Origin of the sequence: Agrobacterium sp. M50-1, from assembly GCF_049843495.1 — a bacterium.
GTDB lineage: Bacteria > Pseudomonadota > Alphaproteobacteria > Rhizobiales > Rhizobiaceae > Agrobacterium > Agrobacterium radiobacter.
Map to the genome: position 1 here is coordinate 20,616 of NZ_JBBHZH010000008.1, position 18,534 is coordinate 39,149.

Genomic DNA, 18,534 nt, shown 5'->3' on the forward strand with positions numbered 1-18,534 from the left:
GCCGTGCAGCGCGTGCTTCGGCCGGTCGAGAATATTCCGCGCTCAGTTATCCGGTTTCTGCCAGAGACGACGGTCATAGGGAATTGGCGCATAGTCGTGCCACTGGGTGAGCTTCTTGAGGTAGCGGTTGCGGTAGCTCTGCTCGTCTTCAAACTCTATGTTCTCGAATACGGCTTCCGCGCCCAGTTCGTAATAGAGATCGAGATTGCTGAGATCCGGCACCGGTGTCTCGCCGCGCTCACATTCGCCCTGCATTTGCCAGAACAGTTCTTCCAGACGTTGCGCCAGAGCGGGAATATCGCGCAATACGCTGGTATCCCGCTGCCGGGCGATCGATTCTCTAACCTCCAGAAGGCTCTTCCGGTCGCGTTCGAAACCGATGGCGCGGGCGACATAATCTTCCGGCGAAGAACAAATCATTTCCGGAACACCCGCAGCAGTGACGATGCTGCCGCAGAAGCGCGCAGCAAATGTCTTGCCGGACATGGTGAGGACGGGCAGGCCGGAGGTTATCGCATCCGCAGCCGTGGAGTGAGCGCCATAGGGGAACGTGTCCAGAAACAGATCGGCGACGCCGATACGGGCAATATGGTGCGGGTTCGGGACCTTTGGCGCAAATACGAGCCGTTCCGGTGCGACGCCGCTTTTTTCTGCGATGCCTTGCAGGCGTTGATTGACATCTTCGTCGCCCGCCAGCAGCCACAACAGGCTGCCGGGCGTTTCAGACAGGATCGTCATCCATCGCGCAAAGCAGCTTTCGGTAATCTTCTGCATGCCGTTGAAGCTGGCATAAACGAATGCATCTTCCGGCAGCCCGACCTCGGCCCGGCTTGGCCGGGCGGCGATGGGCCGCTTGCGGTCAAGCGGCTGGTCACACGCGATGCGCAGGACCTTTTCGGAGTAATAGATGTCGTTCTCCGGCGGGATCATGTATCCGTCGGAAATCAGATAATGATGGAACGGGCTTCCCATCGATCCGGGGTAGCCGCAGAAACTGACGATAACAGGCGCGGGACGATAGGCAAAAATCTTCGTGCGCGCGTCCTTGGTGTAGCCATTCACGTCGATCAGGATATCGATGTCGTCGGAGATGATCTGCGATGCCGCTGCGGCATCGTCGAGGCCATGGATATCCCGCCAGCAATGAACCGCTGCCTTGATCCGCTCCTGCGTGCTGTCAGTGTTGCGGACGTTACCGCAATAATAGGCGAAGACCTCAAGGCTGTTCTTGTCATGCAACTCCAGAACCTCGCAAAGAGCGAAGCCGACGGCATGGTCGCGAAGATCCGACGAGAGGTAGCCGACGCGCAGCCGCTCACCGGTCCCCGACTTCTGCTTCGGTGATCTGCGCGGAAAACGGCTGAGGTCCGGGCGCGTGCCGACCACCGTTTTGCTATAGCGATATGCCTTGGCCAGCTGGAACATCGGATCGTCGGCGTAACAGCTCAGCGTCAGCGACGACATGGCGTCGATCATCTTGCGGGCAGGGACGTGGTTCGAGGGCGCAAGCACCGGCCACTTGCACTGACGCTGCCGCAATGACACCCAGTGCTGGCCTGCTTCCGGCAATTCCGGCCGCAGCTCGAACGCCTGCAGCAGGGCGGTTTCGGCGTCCTCGAGCTTTCCAGCGCCTTCGAGAACCCGGCCCGTGTTCTGCAGAGCCATATGCCGGTGGCCGATCGCTTCGGCGTCGAGATGTTTCGTCATCTCCGCATAGTGCGACCACTGTTCCACTGCCTGGCCGATCAACCCGCTGTCTTCAAGGACACGGCCGAGATTGATATGGCCGGGAGCGAATTGCGGATTGGCCTTCAAACAGGCGCGGAATGCCTGTACGGCGCCTGCGCGGTCGCCAAGCTGGCTGAGTGCTACGGCATAATTGAAATAGGCAAGATGAATGACGGGATTGTTGTCGTTGAATGCGACCCATGTCTTGTAGAGTTCCACGGCGGCGGCTCGTTGGCCGGCGGCAGTGAGCGCCTCGGTCACGCTCAGCAGATCCATGAGACTTAACCGTTGGTTCCGCGCAAGATCAAGTGCGCTGGGAGCGGTGTCATCGTTTGAAGGAGAGACGTGGTTGGCGGTCATGACATCCTGCGGCAAGGCGACAAAGGGTCGAAGATAAAAACGGCCTGTTGATGGGCCGTACTTAGCTATCGCAGGTAACTTGCCTGTGGCTGGATGTGTTTGAAGCGGCGTTGCGTGTCCAGATCAGCCGGCGGCCCGGCGGAGCGAAGGTTTCTCCCAGTCAGGCGCCGGCTTTTGAGGCGTTGATGCTGTCGCGCCGCAATAAGGATCGCTCACATGTCTAGCGACGAGAATGTTTCATCCTGTAACTCGCCAGAGCGATTGACGGGTTTATCCTATAGACACTGTCGAAGTCTTCGTCCGTGAAGTATTGGTATGAATACGCGACGTATTCCCGGAAAAGACCGTGCAGGTCCTCCCGCATCTGCTTGGCCGCCCATTCCAGCAGACCTGCCTTGAAGACGATGAAGATCGGGTAATATTTTGCCCTGAAGATCGGATTTTCCAGAAAGAGCTTTTCGGTGTCTTTCAGCGCCGCGAACATTTCAAGTCGGCGCTCGTCGAAAGTGCTCGTATGCTGTTCCCGTCCCGGGATGAGGCGATGTGTTGTCAGGCTGCTGTTAATGGCCAGAAAGCGCCCGGCATTCATATAGGCTGCCCAATGCGGCAGGATGTCTTCGTTGATCCGCGCGGTGGAGAAGCGCCAGTTCGTCTGGCGAATGAAAGATGTCCGCAGTATCTTGTTCCACGGGTAATTGATCGTCACCAGGAATTGCGCGGTCGAGTCGAGATCGATCATGGCGCTGTCGTGACTGCCGAGGACGCTATCCCAGATATTCTTGTCGATAGGCGCCATTTCGCCAGGTGCGCCACCGGCCGTCCTCAACACGCTATATCTGAATGCCGCGACATCGATATTCGTATCATCCATCAAGGGGAGAACGGTATCGACGGCTCCCTTGTGCAGGAGGTCGTCAGCATCGTGAAACAGGCAATATTCGCTGTCGATTGTCGCCAGCGCCCTGTTGCGGGCAACGCCCGGCCCGGTGTTCGTCTCGCTGCGCATCAGCCTTATATTGGCGTGCCGCGCCATGTATTGCTCAACGATGTCGCAGGTATTGTCGGTGGAGGCATCGTCGACAACGACGATATCCATTTCGGTGTCATTAAGCAGAACACTGTCGAGTGTCTCGCCGATAAGACTAGCCATGTTGAAGGCCGGAATGATGATGGATATTTTTGCCATGGCAGATACTGAATGTCCTTCTGGGGCATTCTGCAATTAAAATGTTACGACGCGGCCCTGAGCCGCGTCGTAGGTTTTCTGGTCGTTTAAGTCTTATACTGCCTTGTAGGCTTTGATGACCGCCTCGACCTGTGCATCGTTCATGACCTTGAGCTGCTGGGGTGAGAGAGCGCCGGCCTGGGCGCTGTTCAGACCACCAATGGCAGCTGTGGAGAGACCGGCGACGGCATTTGCGCTGATCGCTTTGATCTCATCGGTCGAGAAGAGTGCCAGTTCGCTGCTGTTCAGGGTCGCGATCTGTGCGGAGCTGAGGCCGGAAACCTGATCGGAGTTGAGGGCCTTGATCTGGTCGGTCGACAGGGCCGCGAACTGTGCCGAAGAGAGTGCCGCGGCCTGTGCTTTGCTCAGGGCGGCGACGTTATCGGTGCTCAGCTTGCTGGCATCGAGGCCTGCAAGCGCCTTGGTGCTGATGGCCTTGACCTCATCGGCGGAGAAGGTGGAAAGGCTATCAGAGGACAGGGCGCCAAGCTGTGCCGAAGACAGGCCGGCGATCTGTGTCTTGGTCAATGCCGCAGCGTTTGCGGTGCCGAGGCCAGCGAGGGCCGCCGCGGAAAGACCGGCGATGGCATTTGCGCTGATCGCTTTGATCTCGTCAGTCGAGAACAGTGCCAGCTCGCTGCTGCTCAGGGTGGCGACCTGTGCGGAGCTGAGGCCGGCGACCTGATCGGAGCCGAGGGCCGTGATCTGATCGGTCGTCAGAGCCGCGAACTGCGCCGAGGAGAGTGCTGCGGCCTGCGTTCTGCTCAGGGCGGCGATGTTGCCAGTGCTCAGCTTGGTGACGTCGAGGCCTGCGAGCGCCTTGGTGCTGATGGCTTTGACCTCATCGGCAGAGAAGGTGGCAAGGCTGTCGGAAGACAGGGCGTTCAGCTGTGCCGAAGACAGGCCGGCGATCTGCGTCTTGGTCAATGCCGCAGCGTTTTCGGTGCCGAGACCAGCCAGTGTAAGACCGGCGACGGCGTTGGCGCTGATGGCCTTGATCTCGTCTGAGGAGAACAGAGCCAGTTCGCTGCTGCTCAGGGTGGCGACCTGAGCGGAGCTGAGGCCGGCGACCTGATCGGAGGTAAGGGCCTTGATCTGGTCGGTCGACAGGGCTGCAAATTGCGCCGAGGAAAGCGCTGCGGCCTGCGTTCTGCTCAGGGCGGCGATGTTGCCAGTGCTCAGCTTGGTGACGTCGATGCCCGCGAGTGCCTTGGTGCTGATGGCCTTGATTTCATCGGCGGAGAAGGTGTCAAGGCTGTCGGAGGACAGGGCGTTCAGTTGTGTCGAAGACAGACCGGCGATCTGCGTCTTTGTCAGAGCGGCGGCATTTTCGGTGCCGAGACCAGCCAGTGTAAGACCGGCGACGGCATTGGCGCTGATGGCCTTGATCTCGTCGGTCGAGAACAGTGCCAGCTCGCTGCTGCTCAGGGTGGCGACCTGCGCGGAACTGAGGCCGGCGACCTGATCGGAGTTGAGGGCCTTGATCTGGTCGGTCGAGAGAGCTGCGAACTGTGCCGAGGACAGTGCCGAAATCTGGGTTCTGCTCAGGGCGGCGATGTTGCCAGTGCTCAGCTTGGTGACGTCGAGGCCGGCGAGGAGCTTGGTGCTGATGGCCTTGACTTCATCGGCGGAGAAGGTGGCAAGGTTGTCGGAGGAGAGGGCGCCAAGCTGTGCCGAAGACAGGCCGGCGATCTGCGTCTTGGTCAGTGCCGCGGCGTTTTCTGTACCGAGGCCAGCAAGTGCAGCGGCGGAAAGACCGGCGATGGCGTTGGCGCTGATGGCCTTGATCTCGTCGGAGGAGAACAGAGCCAGTTCGCTGCTGTTCAGGGTTGCAACCTGTGCGGAGCTGAGACCGGCGACCTGAGCCGAGTTAAGAGCCTTGATCTGGTCGGTTGAGAGGGCGTCGATCTGGCTGGTGTAAAGCGCCGTAACCTGAGACGCCGATAGACCGCCGATCTGAGCGGAGCTCAGTTTTGCGATCTGGGTCAGGGTCAGTCCCTTAAAGGCGCTCACGGAGATGGCCCGAAGGTCTTCAGAGCTGAAAAGAGCAAGGTTATCTGTGCTCAAAGAAGCGATCTGAGACGACGAAAGGGCCTTGATCTTGGTGCTGTCAAGGGCATTCACGTCTTCAGAGGTTAGGCTGGCGATTGTGGCCGTGGAAAGCTTGGATATCTGCACAGCAGACAGTGAGGAAAGAATAGAAGTCATGAACGTGTCCTTTACCGAATGGCGACTGGTCACGCCTATCTGCCGCCAGACACTGCCCATGATGACAGCGGTCCGACATCCGCAAATAAAGCGAAATTGTGGAGAACATGGCTCATGTGAACCTGCGCTGGAAAGGCATCATGCAATTCGAGCCGGAGAAGGGGGCCCGGATTTTCCACGCTAGCTTGTGCGAATGCCGCTTAATAATTTCCGCCGCTTAACATCTTCGCGACGTGCGTGTCATATCAGGCGAACATTTAAAGCCTAGTTAATATTTGGAGGGGCACATTTTATTCTTGATGTTTTCGTATCTTAGAGCTTTATCGAGTATAAAATTACGAATCCAATTACCCAGTCGGTCGGTTTTCACTACGGGAAAACAGATGTGTCCGCGCTCGTATAAGTAGCGCCCGTTTGGGCGGGCGGGAGCGCAAGGGTTTAATGTTTATTGTCGCTCAAAACGGAACGGCAATTCTTGTCGCAAGCTGATTCGCTGATGTAACGGGCGTCAGCCGCAGTCAATAATTTGCTTTGTCTCCTTTATATCGGGCGCCGTGAAGTTTGTTTTTAGGGAGAAGAAGCTGTGATTTCCACGTTTCGTGGATATGGCAATGCTTTAGACGGACAGACGCGGGCCGCGATGATCCGCCACGAATGACGGGCCGGTTTGGGTTCAGGGCGCTTGTCCCGATAGGAGGTCAATCCTCCGTATCAGGCATGATGGCGCAGGGCGTCGATGATCACCTTCATCGCCGGAGACATCTGGCGCCTGCTCGGATAATAGAGGTGGTAGCCGGTGAAGGGCTCGCTCCAATTGTCCAGAACCGCCTGCAATCTCCCTTCAGCGATGTGCGCCTCGACGAGGTCTTCCGGAACGTACGCGATCCCGTAGCCTTTCATCGCAGCGTCGATCTGGGAGATCGAGGAATTGAAGCTTAGTTGTCCGTCAACCCTGACCCGCAGCTCCCGCCCGTCCTTTTCAAATTCCCAGGCGTAAAATCCACCCCAGGTTGCCTGACGCGTATTGATGCAGACATGGCCGACCAGATCCTGGGGTATGACAGGGATGCCGTGTCTGACGAAATAGTCTGGCGAAGCCACGGCTCTCAGACGCCAGTCCGGGCCGATCCGGACGGCGATCATGTCCCTGTCGACGCTCTCGCCCAGTCGCACGCCGGCGTCGAAGCGTTCCTCGACAATATTGCGCATGCCATTGTCGCTATAGAGCTCGACACGAATGTCGGGGTAGTTGGACAGAACGCGGCCCAGTTTCGGCCAGACGGTTGTTTGCAGGGCGTGATCGGACAGGGTGAGGCGCAAGGTGCCTGAGGGCTTTTCGCGAAAGGCGACGAGATCCGCCAGATCCGCCTCGATCCCCTGAAATCGCGGAGCGATAGATAAAAGCAGGCGTTCGCCGGCTTCCGTCGTGGCCACGCTGCGTGTTGTCCGCGTCAGCAGGCGCACGCCCAGCCGGGCTTCAAGCTGCTTGATTGTATAGCTCAATGTCGATTGCGATGTTCCGAGCGTCGCCGCAGCCTTCGTAAAGCTCCGCTCTTTGGCAACCTCCATGAACCAGAGGAGATCCTTCATATCCTCTCGCTGCATCAAAACCTCTGATTAATATTGAATTTCGATAAGTCCATGCGAATTAGCACGGATTGTCCGCAAAGTCGCCCGGCAATATCTTCCCGCCATCGAAAGAAACCGGGATTTTAGTGGGATCTGGCGAATGACTCTCACCTATGACGAAAAGATGGGCAGCAGACGTGCGGCATGGAGCGCCGTGTTTTGCATGACGCTCTGCGCCTTCGTGTTGATCGCTTCGGAATTCATGCCCGTCAGTCTGCTGACGCCGATCGCCGCCGATCTCGGCGTTTCAGAAGGTAATACGGGGCAGGCGATCTCCATCTCCGGCATCTTTGCGGTTATCACCAGCCTGTTGATTACCGGCCTGACCCGGCGGCTGGACCGGCGCGTTGTCGTGCTCGGCCTCACGGCGCTCTTGATGGTGTCCGGCATCGTGGTCACCCTTGCACCGTCTTTCCCGCTCTTGATGCTTGGCCGGGCATTGCTCGGAATTTCGATCGGCGGCTTCTGGTCGATGTCCACCGCGATCGTGATGCGTCTCGTCTCCCATGATCAGGTGCCGAAAGCACTTGCACTGCTGAATGCCGGCAACGCGGTTGCGGCAACGGTTTCCGCCCCACTTGGCAGCCTGCTGGGCGCCTATATCGGCTGGCGCGGCGCCTTCTTTCTGGTCGTGCCTATCGGCCTGCTTGCGCTCCTGTGGCAATGGATCGTCCTGCCGGAACTTCCGCCGCGCCGCGCCCGTGTATCCGCGAATGTCTTCAGGCTGCTTGGACGTCCAGCCGTCACGGCGGGCATGATCGCGATCCTGCTGTTGTTCATGGGTCAGTTCGCACTTTTTACCTATCTGCGGCCCTTTCTCGAGCAGGTCACGCGGGTCGAAATCACGATGCTGTCGTTGCTGCTGCTGATCATGGGATTGGCGGGGGCGGTCGGAACCTGGGTCGTCGGCCGGCTGCTGCAACACCGTCTCTTCAGCATTCTTGCGATCATTCCCCTGTTGATGGCCGGTATCGCGCTCTTCATGGTCGCCTTTGGCGACGCGAAACTTCCTGTCGCAGCCGCACTTGTCGGCTGGGGTTTCGTTGGAACCGCCGCACCCGTTGGCTGGGGCACCTGGCTGAGCCGCATTCTGCCTGATGATGCCGAGGCCGGCGGCGGGCTGCAGGTTGCCGTCATTCAACTGGCGATCACGGCGGGGGCCTCGGTCGGCGGCATTTTATTCGACAGTTTCGGCTGGTGGTCGGCCTTCACGCTGAGCGCATTGTTGCTCTGCGGTTCTTCGCTTGCCTCTTTTGTCGCCTGGCGGCTGGCGCGGAGGCGATCGTGAATGGTCGCCCGGCGGTTTTCGCCCGACGCATCCTGCTGGCGATGGCCGCCGCCTTCATCCTGCCGGGGCGAGCTTTCAGCAAAAGCGGGCCTAACAATCAGGAGAGGACCGATTTGAAGATCAAGCTGATTTTCGCAGAAAACACGATGATAGCGACGCTCTACGACAATCCGTCAGCCCGCGATTTCGCGTCCATGCTGCCGCTCGACGTCAGGATCGCTGACTTCGGCTCCAACGAGAAGATCGCCTATCTCCCTCGAAAGCTGACGGTCGAAGGCCACGGTCCGTTCGAAAACGAGCGACCTTACGACCTCTGTTATTACATGCCCTGGGGCAATCTCGCGATGTTCTATGCCGACTACAGGCATCCCGGCCTCATCCGGCTGGGACGCTTCGATAAAGGCTATGAAGCGCTTCATATCCCCGGGGAATTTCCGCTGCGCATCGAACGCGTCCAATGAACCGAACCACAACAGGAGTTCCCAGCATGAGCAAGCCAGTCGAAACTGATGAAACCTGCAATACCGGCAGGCGCAACCTGATGAAGGCAACGGGCATCGCCGTCGCCGCAATGGGCATGGTGCCGATGGCGAGCGCGACGCAGGCTTTCGCCCAAACCTCTTCATGGGACAAGGTCTTCCCGAAGAGCGACAATGTCGATCACCAGAAGGTCTCGTTCAAGAACCGCTACGGCATTACCCTGGCAGGTGACCTCTACCTGCCAAAGAACCGCGAAAGTGCGCCTTTGGCCGCCCTTGTGATCAGCGGCCCCTTCGGTGCGGTAAAAGAACAGTCGTCCGGTCTTTATGCGCAGACGATGGCGGAGCGCGGATTTGCCGCGCTGGCGTTCGATCCCTCCTATACCGGAGAAAGCGGCGGCGAGCCCCGGAACGTCGCCTCGCCGGATATCAATACCGAGGACTTCAGCGCCGCGGTGGATTACATCGGGCTGCAATCCTATGTGGATCGCGAGCGTATCGGCGTCATCGGTATCTGCGGCTGGGGCGGCATGGCGCTGAACGCTGTCGCGGCGGACAAGCGCGTGAAGGCGGTCGTGGCCAGCACCATGTATGACATGACGCGGGCCATGTCCAAAGGTTACAACGACAGCGTCACCCTCGAACAGCGCACACAGGCGCTGGAGCAGATGAGCCGGCAGCGCTGGCAGGATGCGGAAAAGGGAAGCCCCGCCTATCAGCCGCCTTATAACGATCTCAAGGGTGGCGAAGCGCAGTTCCTGATCGACTATCACGATTACTACCGGACGCCGCGCGGCTATCATGCGCGTGCTGTCAATTCGGGTAATTCCTGGACGCAGACGACACCCCTGTCGTTCATGAACATGCCGATCCTGACCTATATCGCCGAAATATCGCCGCGCCCGGTGATGTTCATCCATGGCGAGAAAGCGCATTCCCGATATTTCAGCGAGACAGCTTTCGCTGCCGCTGCCGAACCTAAGGAACTCGTGATCATTCCGGACGCCAACCATACGGACCTGTATGACCGCGCCGACAAAATCCCGTTCGACCGGATCGCCGCCTTCTTCAGCCAGCATCTGGCCTAGAGGCCCGACCATCAGAACGTTGCGGCAGCCCCGGCTATTGCCATTTCTTGCTGCCGCCACGCTAAGCCACGCATCAGGCCGACGCGCTCGTGCGCGTCGGCGGGGTCAAGGTCGCCGGCTCTAGTCCAGCATCACCATATGCGCCGGCAATTGTTCCTCGAAGAATTTCGAGAAGGTCGCGATACGGGGCGGCAGCGTCTGATAGGGCGGATAATAGAGCGTCAGCCAGAGTTCGGGCGGCGCCCAGCCGGGCAGGACATGAACGAGCCGGCCGCTATGGATATGCTCGGCGATATTAAATCCCGGCAGCATGGCCACGCCCGCGCCATCTGCCGCCATATCGGCAAGAACTTCGCCGCTATTGGCGCTGAATGCGCGGCCGGCCGAGATGGCGATGCTCGATCCGCCGTCTGACAGGACCCAGTTCTCCCGCCGGCTTTCACCGCTATAGGCAAGGCAATCGTCAGGGGTCAGTTCGCTTGGATGTTCCATCTGCGTAAACCGGCTGCCCGGTGCCGCCACCAATATTCGCGGCACGGCCCTGATCTTGCGCCAGATGGTGAATTTGTCTGACGGGGCGGACGATATGCGGATCGCCAGATCGTAGTCGTCATCCACGATATTGATCAGGCCGTCCGACAGGGAAATCTCGAAGCACATTTTTGGATAGAGTTCCCGGAAACCCGACAGGATCGGCGGCAGCACCGTCTTGCCAAGCCATGTCGGCGCGCTGATCCTCAGGCGCCCCTCATCGGCCTTATGGGCGTTGCGGACATCGCGCCGGGCGTTCTCAAGCGCCTCGACCGCCGGCTGGATCTGTGCGGCGAAGATGGCGCCGTCCGTCGTCAAGGAAACCTGTCGGGTGGTGCGGACAAACAATTGCACACCGAGATCGTCTTCAAGCGCGGCAATCGCACGGGTGACGGCAGCCGCCGTCATGCCCAGTTCACGGGCGACTTGCGCGAAGTTGCGCTTTTCGGCCGCCATCAGAAAGGTTTTCAGAGCTTTATGGTCGTTCATCTCTATTATTTCAAAAATCGCAATTCATTCGAGAGAAATATTGCAATTCCGCGATGCAATCAAGCGGGTTACATCTTTGTCCATCGAAACGGACACACCAACAACGAAAGGCGCCGACGATGATCAAGGATATCAAGGGCCTGCACCACATCACCTCAATGGCGTCGGATGCGCGGCAGAACAACAGCTTCTTCACCGATACGCTCGGCCTGCGCCGGGTGAAGAAAACCGTCAACTTTGACGAACCCAGCGTCTATCACCTTTATTACGGCGACGAAAATGGCACGCCCGGCACGGTCATGACCTATTTTCCCTTCGCCAACATGATGGCCGGCCGTCCCGGCGTCGGTGAGGTGGGCGAGACACAGTTTTCCATCCCGAAGGGTTCGCTGGGCTTCTGGAAAGAGCGCCTGCTTGCCAAGGGCGCCGCCGGCCTTCAGGCCGACACGGTCTTCGGCGCCGGGCGCCTGCGCTTCACCGGTCCCGATGGCGATGGACTTGCGCTGATCGAAACGGACAATGATGCCCGCGCCCCCTGGCTGGCCGAGGGTATTTCCGAAGACAGCGCCATACGGGGCTTCACCGGCGCGCGCTTCAATCTGAACGACACGGCCGCGACTGAGGAACTTCTTCGTTTCATGGGTTATGAACGCGCTGATGCTGAAGGCAATGTGACGCGCTTCGTCATTCCCGGCGGCAACGGTGCCGACACGATCGATCTTGCGGCCCTGCCGAAGACGCCCTTTGCCCGTCCGGGGGCAGGTTCGGTCCACCATATCGCTTTCGCCGTCGAAAACCGTCAAAAGCAGCTGGACGTGCGTAAGGCGCTGATGGATACGGGCTATCAGGTCACCCCCGTCATCGATCGCGATTATTTCTGGGCGATCTATTTCCGCACTCCGGGCGGCATCCTGTTCGAGATCGCCACCAATGAGCCCGGTTTCGACCGCGACGAGGATACCGCGCATCTGGGCGAAGCGCTCAAGCTGCCGAGCCGCTATGAACCTTTCCGCAACCAGATTGAGGCGAACCTCGCTCCCCTTGCGGCATAGAGCGGGTCTCTGATCCGCATCCACTGACCAAATAGATATTACGCTTTTCAAGACGGCTGCCCCTGCCGGGCAGCCGGCCGGCGAAGCCTTCCTAGTTTCCACCGCCGCAGATCGGCAATCACCACCTGAACGGAGAACTGAAAATGTCCAAGCTCGAAGTCCTTACCCCCGCCAATAGCCAGCTCATCTTCATCGACCAGCAGCCGCAAATGGCTTTCGGTGTGCAGTCGATCGACCGCCAGACCCTGAAGAACAATGTCGTCGGCCTCGCCAAGGCGGCAAAGATTTTCAACATTCCGACGACCATCACCACGGTTGAAACGGAAAGCTTCTCTGGCAACACGTTCCCGGAACTGCTTGCGGTCTTCCCGGAAAACGACATTCTCGAGCGTACCTCGATGAATTCCTGGGACGACCAGAATGTCCGCGATGCGCTGGCGAAGAACGCCGCTGGTGGCCGCAGGAAGATCGTCGTCTCCGGCCTGTGGACGGAAGTCTGCAACACCACCTTCGCACTCTCGGCGCTCCATGATGTCGCGGATTACGAGATCTACATGGTGGCGGACGCCTCCGGCGGCACCTCTGTCGATGCGCATAAATATGCCATGGACCGCATGGTGCAGGCCGGCATCATTCCCGTGACCTGGCAGCAGGTGCTGCTCGAATGGCAGCGCGACTGGGCACGCAAGGAAACCTATGACGCCGTCACCACACTGGTGAAGGAACATTCCGGCGCCTACGGCATGGGCATCGATTATGCCGTCACCCATGTCCATGGCGGTGAAGAACGCGTCAAGCACGGCAAGCGCATCGGCCCCAACCCGGCCAAGAAATAAGCTTTCAACCACGCCGCGCCGGCAGGATCGCCATCCAGTCCGGTGCGGCTTTTACCCATCGAGGAGGTTTCGATGAAAGTCTATCTTCTGTCCCTTGGCGCCGGTCTGCTGGTCGGCATCGTTTACAGCCTGCTCAATGTGCGTTCTCCCGCACCACCCGTCATCGCTCTCGTCGGTCTGCTCGGCATATTGGTTGGAGAGCAGATCATCCCTTTCGCGAAAACGATCGTAGGCAAGGAACCGGCCGCCGTTTCGTGGATCAACCAGATCAAGCCGCATATGTTCGGCCATATGCCGAAGGGTGGCGCTGAAACAACTGGCCTTGCCGAGGTCAAACAGCCTATCAACCGGGAGAGAGGCTGATGCCGACACGACGCACCTTTCTTGGCGCGGCTTCGAGCCTTGCCTTTCCGAATCTGTTTTCACCGGCTAAGGCCGCTGATCTCATCAAGACCGGAGGTTCTTCCATGCATCCAGATACGATCCTTCACAATGGCCGCGTCACGACGCTCGATCGCGGCAACCCGAACGCAACGGCAGTCGCCATCAAGGACGGCCTGTTTCTGGAGGTGGGAAGCGACGCCGAGGTCATGGCCCTTGCCGGGCCGGACACGAAGATCGTCGACCTGAAGGGCAAGCGGGTTCTGCCCGGCCTGATCGACAATCACACCCACGTCGTGCGCGGCGGCCTGAACTTCAACATGGAACTGCGCTGGGACGGCGTGCGCTCGCTTGCCGATGCCATGGACATGCTGAAGCGTCAGGTGGCGATCACGCCTGCCCCGCAATGGGTGCGGGTCGTGGGCGGTTTCACCGAGCATCAATTCGTTGAAAAGCGCCTGCCGACCATCGAGGAAATCAATGCGGTGGCGCCGGATACGCCGGTCTTCCTGCTGCATCTCTACGACCGGGCGCTGCTGAACGGCGCAGCGCTTCGCGCCGTTGGTTACACCAAGGATACGCCGAACCCGCCCGGCGGCGAGATCACCCGCGATGCGAACGGCAATCCGACCGGCCTGCTGCTCGCCAAGCCGAATGCCGGCATCCTCTATTCGACGCTCGCCAAGGGGCCGAAGCTGCCTCTCGATTATCAGGTCAATTCCACCCGCCACTTCATGCGCGAGCTGAACAGGCTGGGTGTGACCGGCGTGATCGACGCCGGCGGCGGCTTCCAGAATTACCCCGATGATTACGAAGTGATCCAGAGGCTGTCGGATGAGAACCAGATGACGGTTCGGCTGGCCTACAATCTCTTCACCCAGAAGCCGAAGCAGGAGAAGGAGGACTTCCTCAACTGGACGTCATCGGTCAAATATAAGCAGGGTAACGACTATTTCCGGCACAATGGCGCAGGCGAAATGCTCGTCTTTTCCGCTGCCGATTTCGAGGATTTCCGCCAGCCACGGCCGGACATGCCGCCGGAAATGGAAGGCGAGCTCGAAGATGTCGTCCGGATTCTGGCGGAAAACCGCTGGCCCTGGCGTCTGCACGCCACCTATGACGAGACGATTTCGCGGGCGCTGGATGTCTTCGAAAAGGTCAACCGGGATATCCCGCTCGAAGGGTTGAACTGGTTCTTCGATCATGCCGAAACCATCTCCGACCGCTCGATCGACCGCATCGCCGCGCTTGGCGGCGGCATCGCAACCCAGCATCGCATGGCCTATCAGGGCGAATATTTCGTCGAACGGTATGGCCAGGGCGTGGCGGAGGCCACACCGCCGATTGCGCGAATGCTGGAAAAGGGCGTGAATGTTTCGGCAGGTACGGATGCAACGCGCGTCGCCTCCTATAATCCGTGGGTGTCGCTGTTCTGGATGGTGACGGGCAAGACGGTGGGCGGCATGCAGCTTTATCCGCGCGCCAACTGCCTCGACCGCGAGACGGCGCTGCGCATGTGGACCGAAAAAGTCACCTGGTTTTCCAACGAGGAAGGCAAGAAGGGCCGTATCGAAAAAGGCCAGTTCGCCGATCTCGTGGTGCCGGACAAGGATTATTTCTCCTGCGCGGAGGATGAAATCTCCTTCCTTACCTCCGAACTGACCATGGTCGGCGGCAAGATCGTCTATGGCGCCGGCGACTTCAGGACACTTGATGAAAGCAATATTCCGCCGGCGATGCCCGACTGGTCGCCTGTGCGAACCTTCGGCGGTTATGCCGCCTGGGGTGAGCCGCAGGGTGCTGGAAAGAACTCGCTCAGACGGGCTGCGATCTCGTCCTGCGGCTGTGCCAGCGATTGCGGTGTGCATGGGCACGACCATGCCGGTGCATGGACGTCGAAACTGCCGATTGCCGATCTGAAGGGCTTTTTCGGCGCTCTCGGCTGCTCCTGCTGGGCGGTCTGAGACTGATCGGTACGAGAACTCCGCCGGGCAGTGGATTACCGCTGCCCGGTGTCTGCGAAAGATCCGGCGACAAAAAGAATATTACAAAATTCGCAATTATATAGAAACTATTGATGCAATTGTTGGCGGTAATCCTTTGCGCCAATATCGCTCCATCACATGAACGCAGCGCCGCTCGAACCGACCGGCCAGATCGCAGGAGCAAAAAATGACCGAGCCATCTTCAACCCTTCGCCTTCGCGGCTTCCTCGCAAATGTCGTTGCCGCCCCCGTCACAATGACCCTTGCGCTTCTGGCGCTTTGCTCGGCCTATATTCAGGGGCCGCTGACCAAGATCTTCGACTTCCCCGGCGCGATCGCCGAGATGAACCATTTTGGCCTTCAGCCGGCGGCCGCATTCGCCGTCGTCGTCATCCTGTTCGAGCTTACCGCCTCCGCATTGGTGGTGTCGGGCTTCCTGCGCTGGGCCGGTGCTCTCTCACTTGCAGGCTTCACGCTTCTGGCCACCTTCATCGCTCTGCGCTTCTGGGAAATGGCGCCCGGCATGGACCGCATGATGGCCACCAACGCCTTCTTCGAGCATCTTGGCCTTGCCGGCGCCTTCATCATCGTCGCCGCAATCGATCTCACGAAAGGAACAGGCAAATGAGTGCCGCAAAATCTTCGGCGAGCAGCTTTGCTCCCCTTGCGCAACCGGTTTTCGCCGTCCTCTGGGCCGCGACGGTGCTCGGCAATACCGGCAGTTTCATGCGTGATGTCGCCAGTTCATGGCTGATGACCGATCTTTCGGCCTCGCCGGCGGCCGTCGCCATGGTTCAGGCGGCAGGGACGCTGCCGATCTTTCTGCTGGCAATCCCGGCCGGCGTGCTGACCGATATTCTCGACCGCCGCAAATTCCTGATCGCGGTGCAGCTGCTGCTGGCCTCCGTCAGCGTTACCCTCATGGTTCTGGCCCAAACCGGCCTGTTGTCCGTCAGCGCGCTGATCGGTCTCACTTTCCTCGGCGGCATCGGCGCCGCGCTGATGGGCCCGACCTGGCAGGCCATCGTGCCGGAGCTGGTGAAACGTGAGGATATCAAGAGCGCCGTGGCGCTGAACTCGCTCGGCATCAACATCGCCCGTTCCATCGGTCCGGCTGCCGGCGGCATTCTGCTCGCGGCCTTCGGGGCGGCCTTTACCTATGGCGCCGATGTCGCCAGCTATTTCGTGGTTATCGCTGCCCTTCTGTGGTGGCCACGGGCAAAGAACGCCAATGATGCACTTGCGGAAGGTTTCTTCGGCGCATTCCGGGCAGGCCTTCGTTATACCCGCGCCAGCAAGCCGCTGCATGTCGTCCTGCTGCGGGCGGCGATTTTCTTTGCCTTCGCCAGTGCTGTCTGGGCGCTGCTGCCTCTGGTCGCCCGGCAATTGCTCGGTGGAGATGCGAGCTTCTACGGTATCCTGCTCGGCGCCGTCGGCGCCGGCGCTATCGGCGGCGCGCTGGTCATGCCAAAGCTGCGCGAACGTTTCGATGCCGATGCCCTGCTGCTGGGTGCGGCTCTCACGACTGCGCTCGTCATGGCCGGACTGTCCTTCGCACCGCCGAAATGGCTTGCCATCATCATCCTGCTCTTCCTCGGTGGCGCGTGGATCACGGCGTTGACCACGCTGAATGGGGCCGCCCAGGCAGTTCTGCCGAACTGGGTGCGTGGCCGTGGCCTTGCCGTCTACCTCACCGTCTTCAATGGCGCGATGACGGCCGGCAGCCTAGGCTGGGGTGCTGTTGGTGAAGCCACAGGCGTGCCGGGTGCGTTGCTGATCGGCGCTGCGGGATTGCTGGTTGCGGGCCTCGTCATGCACCGCCTGAAACTGCCTGCGGGCGATGCGGATATGGTGCCGTCCAACCATTGGCCCGAACCGCTCGTTGCCGAGCCGGTGGCCCATGATCGCGGCCCGGTTCTGATCCTGATCGAATATAATGTCGAAAAGCATCACCGCTCCGCTTTCCTGCATGCACTGGACGAGCTTTCCCAGGAACGTCGCCGCGATGGCGCCTATGGCTGGGGTGTGACGGAAGACTCCGCCGATCCGCAGAAGATCGTCGAATGGTTCATGGTGGAATCCTGGGCTGAACATCTGCGCCAGCACAAGCGGGTTTCCCATGCCGACGCGGATTTGCAGGGCAAGGTGCTGGCTTACCATTCCGGGCTGGAAAAGCCTGTTGTGCGGCACTTCCTCACAATCAACCGTCCGGGGAGGGCATAAGACAGAAAGGGGCCGAAAGGCCCCTTTTTTGTTGTTGCCGTTGCAACTGTCCGGCTATTGCGTAATCCGCTCCAGCACGCGGCTCAATGCGTCCTTCAGCGCCCCTGAGCCGCCCTTGCCGTCGAAGTCCAGCAGCACCTGCTCGTTGAGGCCGCCTTTTGTCGCGAACTCGCGGCTGATCTCGGTGAAATCCGCCTTGCTTCCCGCAAGCACCGCCACCTCGGAGAGGCCGGCGAAGAGGGGGGCAAGATAAGCGCGCGCCTTTTCTTCCGGCAGACCGTTCTCGGCCAGCCATTCGGTCGTTGTCTGCATGATGCCGAAATAGGTGGCCATCAGAGCGCTGGCCGCGGCCAGAAGGTCGTATTCCGCCTTGGTCTCGCATTCCACCGCATTGCCGAGCACGTTGAAGATTGCGGCAGTGTCCGTATCGGCGGGATAAATGGCGGTGACACCCTTGCGCCGGGCGACGAAGGGCAGCGGGATCGCCTGGGTGAGACGCACATCCGTGCCGATCCAGTCAAGAAGCGACTCGCGGCTGGTTGCCGCCACGACGCTGATGACCTTCTGCCCATCGCGGAACTGCAGTGGCCGGATGACCTCTTCGGCGATCTGCGGACGGATAGCCAGCATCACGGTATCGCAGCCATTGACGATCGCCTGATTGTCGCTGGAGATGATCACCTGCGGAAAATCGACTGCAAGTCTGGCCGAGATATCCGCGCTGCGCTGGGACACCATGACATGCTGCAAGGCGGTAGGCCTGGCCAGCAGGCCCCGTACCATTGCATCGGTAATGGCGCCGGTTCCGATAAATCCGATTTTCTGGGGAAGGGACATGAGGTCTCCGCTGCGGCGATTGGACCGAGAGAGACATCGGCCGTGTCATTTTCTTTCGATGCTAAATTTTCCGCCGGGAATTGTCGACAAGCAGGCGGCATTAATTTGCAAGCGAGGCGGCGCCTTCCCGGCGCACCCGCACATGATGGCGCGCCTCGTTAAGAATGCTATGGTTTGCGCGTGGTCGCGACGTTG

Annotated in this window: 15 protein-coding genes; 9 read left to right on the forward strand and 6 right to left on the reverse strand. The window is 59.7% G+C overall.

Annotated elements, in window-relative coordinates; all coding sequences use genetic code 11:
• Positions 1 to 42: 42 nt before the first annotated feature.
• The 4 genes from WDZ78_RS18290 to WDZ78_RS18305 form a co-directional block, all read right to left on the reverse strand.
• Positions 43 to 2,004, reverse strand: a complete 1,962-nt coding sequence (locus WDZ78_RS18290) for a glycosyl transferase (RefSeq protein WP_425673829.1) — start codon at positions 2,002 to 2,004, stop codon at positions 43 to 45.
• 304 nt (positions 2,005 to 2,308) lie between these two features.
• On the reverse strand, positions 2,309 to 3,274 hold the full coding sequence (locus WDZ78_RS18295) for a glycosyltransferase (protein WP_425673830.1): 966 nt from the start codon (positions 3,272 to 3,274) through the stop codon (positions 2,309 to 2,311).
• A gap of 93 nt (positions 3,275 to 3,367) precedes the next feature.
• Positions 3,368 to 5,521 carry an ice nucleation-like protein gene (locus WDZ78_RS18300; protein ID WP_425673831.1) on the reverse strand — a complete coding sequence of 718 codons (2,154 nt, stop codon included), beginning with the start codon at positions 5,519 to 5,521 and terminating at the stop codon, positions 3,368 to 3,370.
• Between the two features lie 711 nt (positions 5,522 to 6,232).
• Positions 6,233 to 7,126, reverse strand: a complete 894-nt coding sequence (locus WDZ78_RS18305) for a LysR family transcriptional regulator (RefSeq protein ID WP_026363586.1) — start codon at positions 7,124 to 7,126, stop codon at positions 6,233 to 6,235.
• A 124-nt stretch (positions 7,127 to 7,250) separates the two neighbouring features.
• Between WDZ78_RS18305 and WDZ78_RS18310 the strand changes: the two genes are divergently transcribed.
• From WDZ78_RS18310 to WDZ78_RS18320, 3 genes are read left to right on the forward strand one after another with little or no spacing between them, the layout of a single operon-like run.
• The gene (locus WDZ78_RS18310; protein ID WP_020010112.1) at positions 7,251 to 8,438 is read left to right on the forward strand and encodes an MFS transporter; all 1,188 of its coding nucleotides are present in this window, start codon (positions 7,251 to 7,253) and stop codon (positions 8,436 to 8,438) included.
• Complete coding sequence (locus WDZ78_RS18315) at positions 8,435 to 8,899, forward strand: cyclophilin-like fold protein (protein ID WP_111834813.1); 465 nt, start codon at positions 8,435 to 8,437, stop codon at positions 8,897 to 8,899. Before WDZ78_RS18310 ends, WDZ78_RS18315 begins: the two co-directional genes overlap by 4 nt.
• A 26-nt stretch (positions 8,900 to 8,925) precedes the next feature.
• The gene (locus WDZ78_RS18320) at positions 8,926 to 10,005 is read left to right on the forward strand and encodes an alpha/beta hydrolase (RefSeq protein ID WP_020010110.1); all 1,080 of its coding nucleotides are present in this window, start codon (positions 8,926 to 8,928) and stop codon (positions 10,003 to 10,005) included.
• A gap of 120 nt (positions 10,006 to 10,125) precedes the next feature.
• Here the strand turns inward: WDZ78_RS18320 and WDZ78_RS18325 are convergent, their stop codons facing one another.
• Positions 10,126 to 11,025 (reverse strand): LysR family transcriptional regulator, encoded by a 900-nt coding sequence (locus tag WDZ78_RS18325; protein ID WP_003508348.1) that lies wholly within the window; start codon positions 11,023 to 11,025, stop codon positions 10,126 to 10,128.
• A gap of 119 nt (positions 11,026 to 11,144) precedes the next feature.
• Here WDZ78_RS18325 and WDZ78_RS18330 point away from each other — a divergent pair, with 119 nt between their 5' ends.
• The 6 genes from WDZ78_RS18330 to WDZ78_RS18355 all read left to right on the forward strand — a co-directional run bounded on the left by WDZ78_RS18330 (position 11,145) and on the right by WDZ78_RS18355 (position 17,502).
• Positions 11,145 to 12,077, forward strand: a complete 933-nt coding sequence (locus WDZ78_RS18330) for a ring-cleaving dioxygenase (RefSeq protein ID WP_020010109.1) — start codon at positions 11,145 to 11,147, stop codon at positions 12,075 to 12,077.
• Between the two features lie 143 nt (positions 12,078 to 12,220).
• Positions 12,221 to 12,913, forward strand: a complete 693-nt coding sequence (locus WDZ78_RS18335; RefSeq protein WP_020010108.1) for a hydrolase — start codon at positions 12,221 to 12,223, stop codon at positions 12,911 to 12,913.
• Positions 12,914 to 12,985: 72 nt separating this feature from the next.
• Positions 12,986 to 13,276 (forward strand): XapX domain-containing protein, encoded by a 291-nt coding sequence (locus WDZ78_RS18340; RefSeq protein ID WP_020010107.1) that lies wholly within the window; start codon positions 12,986 to 12,988, stop codon positions 13,274 to 13,276.
• Positions 13,276 to 15,258, forward strand: coding sequence for an amidohydrolase (locus tag WDZ78_RS18345; protein ID WP_425673832.1), 1,983 nt, complete (start codon positions 13,276 to 13,278; stop codon positions 15,256 to 15,258). Before WDZ78_RS18340 ends, WDZ78_RS18345 begins: the two co-directional genes overlap by 1 nt.
• A gap of 208 nt (positions 15,259 to 15,466) precedes the next feature.
• A complete protein-coding gene (locus WDZ78_RS18350) occupies positions 15,467 to 15,907 on the forward strand; it encodes a DoxX family protein (RefSeq protein WP_425673833.1) in 441 nt (146 codons plus the stop codon).
• Positions 15,904 to 17,502 carry an MFS transporter gene (locus WDZ78_RS18355; protein WP_425673834.1) on the forward strand — a complete coding sequence of 533 codons (1,599 nt, stop codon included), beginning with the start codon at positions 15,904 to 15,906 and terminating at the stop codon, positions 17,500 to 17,502. Before WDZ78_RS18350 ends, WDZ78_RS18355 begins: the two co-directional genes overlap by 4 nt.
• A 54-nt stretch (positions 17,503 to 17,556) precedes the next feature.
• Here WDZ78_RS18355 and WDZ78_RS18360 read toward each other — a convergent pair whose 3' ends face one another.
• Positions 17,557 to 18,339 (reverse strand): pyrroline-5-carboxylate reductase, encoded by a 783-nt coding sequence (locus WDZ78_RS18360; protein WP_020010103.1) that lies wholly within the window; start codon positions 18,337 to 18,339, stop codon positions 17,557 to 17,559.
• Between the last annotated feature and the right edge of the window lie 195 nt (positions 18,340 to 18,534).

What these genes read in the sequence shown, in the direction of transcription:
- WDZ78_RS18290 (WP_425673829.1), bottom strand. Translation starts at nt 2,004, where the DNA reads ATGGATCTGCTGAGCGTGACCGAGGCGCTCACTGCCGCCGGCCAACGA.
- WDZ78_RS18295 (WP_425673830.1), bottom strand. Translation starts at nt 3,274, where the DNA reads ATGGCAAAAATATCCATCATCATTCCGGCCTTCAACATGGCTAGTCTT.
- WDZ78_RS18300 (WP_425673831.1), bottom strand. Translation starts at nt 5,521, where the DNA reads ATGACTTCTATTCTTTCCTCACTGTCTGCTGTGCAGATATCCAAGCTT.
- WDZ78_RS18305 (WP_026363586.1), bottom strand. Translation starts at nt 7,126, where the DNA reads ATGCAGCGAGAGGATATGAAGGATCTCCTCTGGTTCATGGAGGTTGCC.
- WDZ78_RS18310 (WP_020010112.1), top strand. Translation starts at nt 7,251, where the DNA reads ATGACTCTCACCTATGACGAAAAGATGGGCAGCAGACGTGCGGCATGG.
- WDZ78_RS18320 (WP_020010110.1), top strand. Translation starts at nt 8,926, where the DNA reads ATGAGCAAGCCAGTCGAAACTGATGAAACCTGCAATACCGGCAGGCGC.
- WDZ78_RS18325 (WP_003508348.1), bottom strand. Translation starts at nt 11,025, where the DNA reads ATGAACGACCATAAAGCTCTGAAAACCTTTCTGATGGCGGCCGAAAAG.
- WDZ78_RS18330 (WP_020010109.1), top strand. Translation starts at nt 11,145, where the DNA reads ATGATCAAGGATATCAAGGGCCTGCACCACATCACCTCAATGGCGTCG.
- WDZ78_RS18335 (WP_020010108.1), top strand. Translation starts at nt 12,221, where the DNA reads ATGTCCAAGCTCGAAGTCCTTACCCCCGCCAATAGCCAGCTCATCTTC.
- WDZ78_RS18340 (WP_020010107.1), top strand. Translation starts at nt 12,986, where the DNA reads ATGAAAGTCTATCTTCTGTCCCTTGGCGCCGGTCTGCTGGTCGGCATC.
- WDZ78_RS18345 (WP_425673832.1), top strand. Translation starts at nt 13,276, where the DNA reads ATGCCGACACGACGCACCTTTCTTGGCGCGGCTTCGAGCCTTGCCTTT.
- WDZ78_RS18350 (WP_425673833.1), top strand. Translation starts at nt 15,467, where the DNA reads ATGACCGAGCCATCTTCAACCCTTCGCCTTCGCGGCTTCCTCGCAAAT.
- WDZ78_RS18355 (WP_425673834.1), top strand. Translation starts at nt 15,904, where the DNA reads ATGAGTGCCGCAAAATCTTCGGCGAGCAGCTTTGCTCCCCTTGCGCAA.
- WDZ78_RS18360 (WP_020010103.1), bottom strand. Translation starts at nt 18,339, where the DNA reads ATGTCCCTTCCCCAGAAAATCGGATTTATCGGAACCGGCGCCATTACC.